General features: G+C 50.8%; 8 protein-coding genes and 2 pseudogenes. 2 read left to right on the top strand and 8 right to left on the bottom strand.

Annotation, left to right across the window (positions count from 1 at the left end):
- From KDK14_RS03325 to cas3, 5 genes and pseudogenes are all read right to left on the bottom strand, one after another.
- The coding region (locus KDK14_RS03325) for a type I-E CRISPR-associated protein Cas7/Cse4/CasC (protein WP_257263600.1) at window positions 1–440 on the bottom strand (440 nt) is incomplete at its 3' end.
- Window positions 441–479: 39 nt separating this feature from the next.
- On the bottom strand, window positions 480–929 hold the full coding sequence (gene casB / locus KDK14_RS03320; protein WP_257263599.1) for a type I-E CRISPR-associated protein Cse2/CasB: 450 nt from the start codon (window positions 927–929) through the stop codon (window positions 480–482).
- Window positions 930–1,610, bottom strand: coding sequence for a type I-E CRISPR-associated protein Cse1/CasA (gene casA, locus KDK14_RS03315; RefSeq protein ID WP_257263598.1), 681 nt, complete (start codon window positions 1,608–1,610; stop codon window positions 930–932).
- Window positions 1,573–2,424: pseudogene (gene casA, locus KDK14_RS03310) on the bottom strand (type I-E CRISPR-associated protein Cse1/CasA); the annotation flags it as partial. The pseudogene casA (KDK14_RS03310) and the gene casA (KDK14_RS03315), both read right to left, overlap by 38 nt.
- Window positions 2,425–2,661: 237 nt before the next feature.
- The gene (cas3, locus tag KDK14_RS03305) at window positions 2,662–5,340 is read right to left on the bottom strand and encodes a CRISPR-associated helicase/endonuclease Cas3 (RefSeq protein WP_257263597.1); all 2,679 of its coding nucleotides are present in this window, start codon (window positions 5,338–5,340) and stop codon (window positions 2,662–2,664) included.
- Window positions 5,341–5,487: 147 nt separating this feature from the next.
- On the opposite strand from cas3, the gene KDK14_RS03300 reads away from it, so the two are divergent.
- The gene (locus KDK14_RS03300; RefSeq protein WP_257263596.1) at window positions 5,488–5,640 is read left to right on the top strand and encodes a hypothetical protein; all 153 of its coding nucleotides are present in this window, start codon (window positions 5,488–5,490) and stop codon (window positions 5,638–5,640) included.
- A 16-nt stretch (window positions 5,641–5,656) separates the two neighbouring features.
- Window positions 5,657–5,821 carry a hypothetical protein gene (locus KDK14_RS03295; protein ID WP_257263595.1) on the top strand — a complete coding sequence of 55 codons (165 nt, stop codon included), beginning with the start codon at window positions 5,657–5,659 and terminating at the stop codon, window positions 5,819–5,821.
- Between the two features lie 224 nt (window positions 5,822–6,045).
- Here KDK14_RS03295 and KDK14_RS03290 read toward each other — a convergent pair whose 3' ends face one another.
- The 3 genes and pseudogenes from KDK14_RS03290 to KDK14_RS03280 all read right to left on the bottom strand — a co-directional run bounded on the left by KDK14_RS03290 (window position 6,046) and on the right by KDK14_RS03280 (window position 8,357).
- Window positions 6,046–6,228, bottom strand: coding sequence for a hypothetical protein (locus KDK14_RS03290; RefSeq protein WP_257263594.1), 183 nt, complete (start codon window positions 6,226–6,228; stop codon window positions 6,046–6,048).
- Window positions 6,229–6,410: 182 nt separating this feature from the next.
- Window positions 6,411–7,016: a Fic family protein gene (locus KDK14_RS03285; protein ID WP_257263593.1), complete on the bottom strand. Its 606-nt coding sequence runs from the start codon at window positions 7,014–7,016 to the stop codon at window positions 6,411–6,413.
- A gap of 85 nt (window positions 7,017–7,101) precedes the next feature.
- A pseudogene (locus KDK14_RS03280) lies at window positions 7,102–8,357 on the bottom strand (ISL3 family transposase).
- Window positions 8,358–8,762 lie beyond the last annotated feature (405 nt).

Raw genomic sequence — 8,762 nt, 5'->3', positions numbered from 1 at the left:
ATGAAATATCTGAGAGAATTCCGGCTCTTTTTCTCATCCAGGTCGGCGTGTTCTGGCGACTGAATCTGCTGGCAGATGTACGCCACTTCTTCAACGGCCCAGGGTGCTACCGCGTCACCTTTACTGTCGGTTTCGATCTCTTTTTTGCCGGACAACCAGAGCAGGGCTTTGGTCACCAGTCCGGCGTCAAAACGATCAGCCAGGCGCTCGACAATCCACTCATGGTATTCACCCAGATGCTTGGTGCGCAAACTGGGGTCACCGAGGTTTTTCTGGTAATAATCACTCTGTCTCATTGCCCGCTTCAGACTCTGGCTGGATATCCGCACCCGACGCTGGCCGCCAAAAATGGCAGACTTTTGCATATTCATATCATCCCGGTTTAAACAGGAAGGGCTGTGAGAAATCAGAATATGAAAGTTGATAAAGTTCTTGTTCATATTGTTTCCTTGAATCAAAAAGCAGTCACTGAAAGCTATTCAGTCCGTTATTTTCTGGTGCAGAAAGAAGTCTTCCAGCAGTTTTTGTTTTTGCTCAGGCTGATGCCAGCGCAGCAACAACCAGGCGGTTTTCACCACATCCACCGTCGGTTTGACTTGCTGCAGTAGCCGTCGCAGCTGAATCAGGTCATTGGGCATCTGCGAGCGGACAATCATAAACAGCCGTTTTTCACTGATGCCCGCCCGGGCAAATGCGGCACCGGGGCCAACGCCATTGTCCTGATGGGTCAGCCAGGGCAGGCAAAATATCAGGCGCTTGACGTTGTCATGGTGGCCAAAGGCACGGGTCAGCCGGTAAAAGGTCGGCACTTCGATCAGGTCATCCGGTTTGACCACACGACGGAGTTCCGCCTGAGGCCCTTTATCCAACGCCCCGTAGGCTTGATAGAGGGCGATAAAGTCGGGTGTTTTTTCGGTGGATAATGGCATTTACGACTCCTTGAGCGGCTCAAGTTCTGCCAGGGATTTGTTCAGGCTTTGTCGGGACAGCGCCAGTGCCTTGAGCATTTTTGGTTCGTGGCAATAAGGTCTGGTCACCTGCTCGAACAGATGCACCACCGTCTGCCGGAGTGTTTGCTGAAGCGCGTCAACAGAGGGTTCCGGGTTGGCAAAATCAATGCTTCTGAGGGTATGGTGCAGGTGAGCTTCCGTTTGCTGAAAATAAAGGGCATCGGTGGGCTCGCAAAGATTGACCCCCGAGCCGTGAACTTTTTCCTTAATGCCATGAGCGAACAGGTAGAGCGCCCGACGCAGCGCTGCTTTATAACCCAGCCCGATGTCTACGATATGCTGGATCAACCCACCGTGCTCAGACCAGCCATCCGCCAGGCTGAAAAACTCATGGCGACGCTCCAGTACCGTTGCCTGATTGTTGCGATACCCCCCGATCACAAACTGTAACTGCTTCGCCTTCACCAGTTCATCCCTCGCCTGTTCCAGCACCGGCGCTGGGCTGTGCCCCACCTTATCCCGGTTCTGCGCCATCACCACCAGCGGGGTTAGTTGCGTCCACCCCGGCGCGGCGGTGGTAAAAGAGAGAAATTTCTCTTCCGGCTTTGCCCCTGACCACTTTAAGAATTCGAGCTGACAGCGGGTGTGGCCAGATGCCATCCACCGTGTAATTGAATTTTTCTTTGTTGAATCCGGTATATAATCGGTCAGCGACACCGCATAGACAACAACTGCCTTTTTCTATAGGGGCCAGCAGTTCAAAGTGCGCCGGTTGCCACAGCACCCCCCGCGCGATGCCAATACGAGAAACCGGTATGGTCTCCCCGGCTCGCACTGGCACCATATAGTTTGGTGATTGATTCAGCGTCTCGCCATACCAGGGCATAATCCTGCGCAGCCGTTCTTCATGCAACACATTCAGCCAGAGGGTCTGGCGCAGGGTTGGCCCCTGGATCAACTGGGTGACGGGGGTGCTGCCACGCAGGCTGCCTTTAAAACCTCCACCCATACTGGGGCAGTTACTGGCCATATTAAACAAGGCAATGGCCGAGCAGCTTCCGCACAGACCATCGGCCAGTCCCCGGGGGTTAACAAAGGCTTTATTGGTGCCATCCGCTACGCCGGCCAGCAATTTATCCATCGGGGTTGGCTCTTTGGCCTTGACGCCCCGGACCTGCATAAAGGGGGTTTGTGGATGAGCCAGGTCAAACCAGTCCTGTTTATTGTCAGTGCCCAACCGGTACTCTTCAAACGTCAGCGGTTCTTTAAGCCTGCCGCGCAAGGCACGTTTATCCGGCGGCGCGAAACAGACCTGAGTTATGGCCACCAGCAGTTGTAATGCGGCCATTTCCATATCGTCCCTGGGCAGGCAAAGCTCGCCGGTTTTTTCACCACATAGCAGTTGTCTGAGCGTAATGCGCTCATGCGTCCCGCTATTATGAACAGGTATCCAACAAGCCGATAGCAGGTTCACAACGTCATCCCCCTTCAGTCAGAACAAGCGATAAAAATTGAAAATAGAAGCAGAAGTAAACAGTCAATTGATTAGTTTTAATACATGTCATCAACATTTTTTATTTAGGGCAGTTGCGACCACCCAATCGTTCACTAACATAAAGAACGCCCTGCCATTGCGGGGATGACCCTTGATTCGTTTTTATACGAATAGTCAAGTGATTGTCTGCCCCGCGACCGCGGGGATTGCTCAAGCTCACCCCCTCCTGGAAAAACCGGACTCCCCATGGTAGATGTAGTCCGTGCTCCCCCACGCTCCCTGATAGCCATCACCCTCGGGCACCATCGGCAGCCAGATCAATCCGTCGTCATCAGGCTCGGGCAATGCGCCCTTGTTTTTCCAGCTGGCAGGTACGCCCAGGCTGTTGAGGCTGATCTGTTCAAATCGCTCTCCACCTTCCAACGACGTAAACCTGATGCCGTTCAACAGGCAGCTTTCGCCCTGCTCATTGGTGATGACCGGAACCACTGTTACACTCATTTCTCCGTCACGGGTCAGGGCCGCTACGTGGCTATCGGTATCTTTCAGATCATTGCATTCTGAGCCAATCAGTTGTTTGGCTTTACTGCGCTGGGTCAATTGTTCATCGATAAATTTTTCGTGGGATGTCATCACCCATTCCGGTTCATCGCCCCAGTCCGCTGTCTTGTAAACCGGCTCAACCCATGTTCTGTAGGCCTTGGGGAATTCCACCACACCCTGACATTTTTCGAGTAACTGCCGGGTGCGCCAGAGAATACGACTATCTTTGTATATAAAACGGTGCAGATCATAACTGTCTTCTGTAGGCAACAATACTGTACACAGTGGTTCTGCAAACCCTTCTGGCCTTGCCGGACGGCAATGCCGGTGCAACCGGCCCCAACGCTGGAACAATAAATCCACCGGGCATAGCTGGGTAATCATCCAGTCCATATCGGCGTCAATGGAACATTCAAACACCTGGGTGCTGACCAGAATATGCCCTTGGTCCCGTTTACTTTCCGGACCAAACGTCTCCAGTACTAACGCTTCTTTACGCGCACGGTCCCGATAGATAAAGCGGGAGTGAAACAGGATCAGCTGGTCATCGGTTATTCGTCCCCTGGATTTTTCCCGGAGCTGCTCAACGGTGTGCTGGGCAACATCCACCAGATTGCACACCAGACAGACCCGGGCACCGGCCTCTGCTGCCTGGATCATCCGTTCCAACAGGCAATCATCCGGCAATAGTGATGGCAGCGGTCTCAGCTCAACCTTCACACGGGTCACGGGAAGGGGCGGAAGATGCTCACGCAATGGAAATATTTCAGGTTGACCTGCGGATACATGAGTAATCAGGGGGTATGGCGCCTGGGCCGGATTGTCCGAAAGCTCAGCATCCCCCTCCCAGGCAGCAAGCAACTGTTGTTTCTGGTATTGAGGCAGTGTCGCCGACAGCAAAATGGCCGAACCGCCAGCCGCCCGTTGCTGCTTGAGAACGGCATTAAGCAAGCCATACATGTAGGTGTCATAGGCATGCACCTCATCAACGATCAGGACACTGCGACCAATGCCAAAGCCCCGAACGAATTTATGCCGCAGAGGTAGTACAGACACCAGTACCTGGTCTACCGTACAAACCCCAACCTGCCCGAGAAATACGCGTTTTTTACTTTCTGCCAGCCAATTCGCGCACTGCACCAGCGCTTCTTCCCGGCCCTGACAGGTTTGCGGCCGCCCTGCCTGACGCAGATTAATAAAGTCTTGCTGAAAACGTGCCCGACCATGGGCCAGCACCGTATTCACCGCCCCCTTAAAGATCAGCGGGGCGATCTTCTCCAGGCGACCGAGCATGGCATTGGCGGTGGCCTGGGTGGGCAGGGCAAAAATAATGCTGTCCGCCAGATTCTGCTCCAGCAATCGCCAGGCATAGGCCAGGGCCGCCTCCGTTTTACCGGAACCCGTGGATGCCTCAATCAGAGACAATCCAGACGATAATGGCAACGTATCCACCAGACATTGCACCTGACGTGGCTCAAAACCATTAAGCAAAGCAGCAATGCCGGGATAAGGCTCAACGCTGTGCCCGAGAATCCCGGACTGTTCCAGCATCCTTCGGGCGATAGCAAGACGGCGTTCAAACCAGAGCCGTAAATCATCAGTACACCGGTCGTCGTAGCTAAACCCTTCATCGCCACTGACCGACCCCAACCAGTCCGCCACCGAGCAAAATCCCGCCAGCACGGTGCCATTAGCCAGTGGTGGCGGGTCATCCGCCAAGGCCAGGCCCGCCGGAGCCAGGAATAGCTGCTCCAGAGTTTGCAACCATTGCTGTCGGTCGGCGCGAATACTTTGTAAAAACGCTTCGCTGACTTTATAGTCAAGACCAAAGGCCCGTTCCTCTTTATCACTCGCGTGAGCAATACTGCCATGGTGCCCCGCTACCGGCGCCAGCCAGCTGAACCACGCCTCCCAGCTTTTATTATCCTCATCAGACTGAAAAAAAGGGTCATCATCAACCTCAGAAAAACGCGCTTGCCAGTCATGATAAAACCAGTAAACAGCCGCCGGACCATGCCAGTAGTTGTTAGTCTCTGTTTTACTTATCCTTGACCCCAAACCACTCAATTCAGGATTAACCTTTCGCCAGACATTCGCCGCCTTTAACTGGAAGCGAAGATCAAATTTTCCGTAATCATGGAGCGCGATAAAGAACAGCAGCCATGCCCGCGCCCGGGATTCCGTCAACCCGGTTTGCAAGGTAAAACAGCGACGAAGGCTGGCGGAGCACGCCCACCACTGGTGAGCCACTGCGGCTACATCCAGACAGTGGTAGGGTAACAGATGGCAGGATGGGGCATCGTCGATGTCAGCCGTTTTATTGGCCTTGCCCCAGTAGTGATAAATGCTCATAAACAGCCCTGCCTGCTACAGATAGAGCTGGAGTATACAATGAATATCTGATCAGACAGACAATAAAATCTCCGACGATGTGGGCTATTTCATAGCATTTATTGATCTTATCAATATCCATTTAACCAGTTTGAGCGGATAGTCCAAGTGGTAAAGGAAATTCCTGTTTACATTGATCGGGCACAAACTGTCATTCATGAGGTGATTATCCCGGTACCGGAAAAAATCAGCGCGGAACAACTCGAAGAACTCATGGCAGCATCGCCACCGTTGAATGAAACATCTAAAAATCAACCTTAAATATCCGTTGTTAACTATGCGTACAATCAATCTTTCAGTATTACAACGCTACAATCGAAAGCAAATTCGTGAAGCGGCATCGAAAACAATGAGAGCTACTCAGGAAGGCCAGACCGATCAGGTTGATAGCAACGAGATAGACAGTAATAGAAAACCCGCCAACCAACCGTATGCTGGCTAGAACCCCCGGTCCAACTTCTATGTGGAACGTATGAACCGAACCTTTTGCCGTACGTCCCAGTTTTTGCATCAACGGAATGTCAGACAGTTGATATTGCTCCCCCAGTGTCAAATGATGCATTATGAGCCACCAGGTTATGTTTACCGACGAAGCTGGCAAACTCCCGGGTCACCGATGAACAATCCGGAGCGGATTTCAACATGGCATCGGATAATGGAGAAAAATCATGTTAAAATCAGAAATTCATCAAACCCAATAAAAAAATGGCCGCTATCAAAGCGGCCTCCTGAAGATTTCTCTTTACGGTAATATTTGGTTTTGTCCCTGCACACCCTCATGCGGTATTTCGGGTTCCAGAGTTCCCGTGCGGCGATATCCCGCTGTGCCGGTTTTCGTTTTTTGGGCATTTTTTTTCTCCTTTAATCAAGTTTCCCTCTGCCTGCAATGCATCTACAAAATATTCCACGAAACGCTCCGTGTGTTGCCATCAGTAAGGCACGCCATCCTAACTTACTTTTGTCATTTGCGCTTCCTTTATATCAAGGTGAATACTCTCCACCTAATTGCCGGATCACCTGGTTAAATTTCGCTATCCCGACATCAGGAATTTTATCAGCACCATGGCTTGCCAGGCTTCACCATATTCCTGCCAGTTGATCATTGACGCTGTATAGAGATGCATTTGATGAAAGACTTTGGTTAGCGCCCGGAACTTCCCCTGTTGACTGGCCTGTCTCAATCCATTCAAATAACTGTCACGGTGAACCGTTGGCATAATCAGCTTGTGTAACCCCGCTGAGTGCATTTCGGCATTCATCATGATACGGGATAGTCGGCCATTACCATCATCAAATGGGTGACATTCACTCACCAGAAACTGCATAAAAATTGCTTTTTTCAGACCTGCCGATAGCTGCTGCCCTATCTCCAGCCCCTGGGCTAACGTGCCTTGCAGTTCTTCCGGCGTAACGAAAAGAGTATCTCCCGCCTTGTTTGGTTTCTCTTTAAACACACCCGGTCGCTTTTCCATACGGTGATCCATCATTAGCGCGTGGCGTGTTGTTAACAGCTGAAACAACGCCTGAACCGTATCCGGTGTTGCCAGCATCTCCTGGTAATCACTGACAAGATCATAGACAGCCATAATATCGTGACTATCTTCATGGCGGTTATTGATGGTTTCACGGGAGAACACTATCGTTTCTGCTTCATCAATTTCGAACTCTGTGCCTTCTATATAATTTGAAAAATAACTTTCAAAAAAAGGGCTCCTCGCCGTTTCATATGGATTTCTGGATATCTCCCACGGAGCTGGCGATCAGGTAAATCATCGTTATGAACGTGCCTGTGTTCCGATAACCTTTAGCTCTTGCTCTGGCCGCTTTGAACAAGCTGTTTAACCCTTCCATACGGGCATTGGTATAGGTTGAATACCAGCGCTGCAGAATCTTGTCGGCATGTTGCTCCACCGTTTCCAGTGCTTTGCGCACAGACTCCAGTATCTCAACCTCACCCAACCGTTTCCGCACGTAATTGATAAAGTGGCTAAGACGCCAGCGAGCCGCCCTGATCGTTTCAGCCTTACGGATCCAACGTAGTTTTTCTTTGAATACCAGGCCGTTCCCGTATGTAAATCACTGGATTCCAGTTCGGCAAGTGCGTCAACCTGCTTTTCAGTCAATGGGCCATCAGCTTTCTTCAGAATGGTCCAACGAAGCTCTTTCGGTATGTGTTGTAACTTACGTTTTGCATTGCGGACGTCGTCTAATGCCGTGGTGAACAGTTGCTCAACATAAAACCAGATGAAACCAGATGAAACCAGTCAATAGTCACATTGGCATTGGGAAGCTCCTCTTGAGTAGCCGCCAGGAATGCTTTGGACATGTCACAAATCACCTTAAGAAAATTGTCTGCCTTGCCCTGATGGTCCTCGAGGAAGGCCCTGAAATCCTTCACCGTTTGCTTGCCCTTGCCCAGCGTAGCAAACAGTACAGGCTTGTCGGTACGATCCATATCGATGAAGACCGTCACATAGTTGTGGCCTCGTTTTGAAGCAGTCTCATCAAGACCGATGGCTTTCAGTTCGGACAGGTTCATCTCCTGAAGAACTCTGCTGACGTAATGCTTGATAACCGGCCAGATGCGTTTATCGGCGACGCCAATGTATTCGGCACAAGCCTTTACCGGCATTTCCCGAGACAACATTAACAGCGCCTGCTCAAACAGAAGTGTGGACTTGCTGCCAGCTCGGGCCCAGGAAACATTGATACGACAGACACCATGTTCTTCACAGTTGGTTCGAGGCACTTGTGCAGTGATGAGGCAATGATGCTGGAAGAAGTTCAGGTGCCGCCAGGTCATTGATTTGAAATCATGTGCAGGACACACAACAGGGGCAAGGGTAGAGACTACCACGATCAGCGGCTAAATTGAGCGTGAGCACGCTGGGCCTGGTTGATGTATCCAGATGCTGGTCAACCAGTTTCCATGGGAATTGTAAGCCGAGGCCGAGTATAAAAACCTGATTTTCATTCATGACTGGTACTACTTCTGATGAGGCAAAAAGAGCCGGAATTCTCTCAGATATTTCATGAGGAAATCCACACTAAAGGACGAGGAGCCTCATTTTTCAAAAGAACCTACAGAAGTATTTCTATTGGTCGAACTAACTTAAGGTCTAAAATCTCAACACACCCGGGCAACACCCCCCCCACAACATCAGATAGCCAGCCAGTCAGCTAAAGCAACAATATTTTCTGCTGGTTCAGGGTAAAACAGATCCAAGAAGCAAAGCATATATGGATTACCAAAATCAAAGAAACAGGCTCGTTGACTGGATCCGTTCCCAGCTGACCGGAAACCTGGATAACGGTGGACACTTAATTGGTACCTGAATCCGTAAGGTTTTGATTGCACCGGAAGAATTTTACCAATTTAATAT

Source organism: Endozoicomonas sp. ONNA2 (genome assembly GCF_024606365.1).
GTDB lineage: Bacteria > Pseudomonadota > Gammaproteobacteria > Pseudomonadales > Endozoicomonadaceae > Endozoicomonas.
The sequence above is the reverse complement of the archived record's forward strand: the minus strand, read 5'-3'. Positions and strand labels throughout refer to the sequence as shown.

Coding starts and splice junctions, on each gene's coding strand:
- casB (WP_257263599.1), bottom strand. CDS start 929: ATGCCATTATCCACCGAAAAAACACCCGACTTTATCGCCCTCTATCAA.
- casA (WP_257263598.1), bottom strand. CDS start 1,610: ATGGCATCTGGCCACACCCGCTGTCAGCTCGAATTCTTAAAGTGGTCA.
- cas3 (WP_257263597.1), bottom strand. CDS start 5,340: ATGAGCATTTATCACTACTGGGGCAAGGCCAATAAAACGGCTGACATC.
- KDK14_RS03295 (WP_257263595.1), top strand. CDS start 5,657: ATGCGTACAATCAATCTTTCAGTATTACAACGCTACAATCGAAAGCAA.
- KDK14_RS03290 (WP_257263594.1), bottom strand. CDS start 6,228: ATGCCCAAAAAACGAAAACCGGCACAGCGGGATATCGCCGCACGGGAA.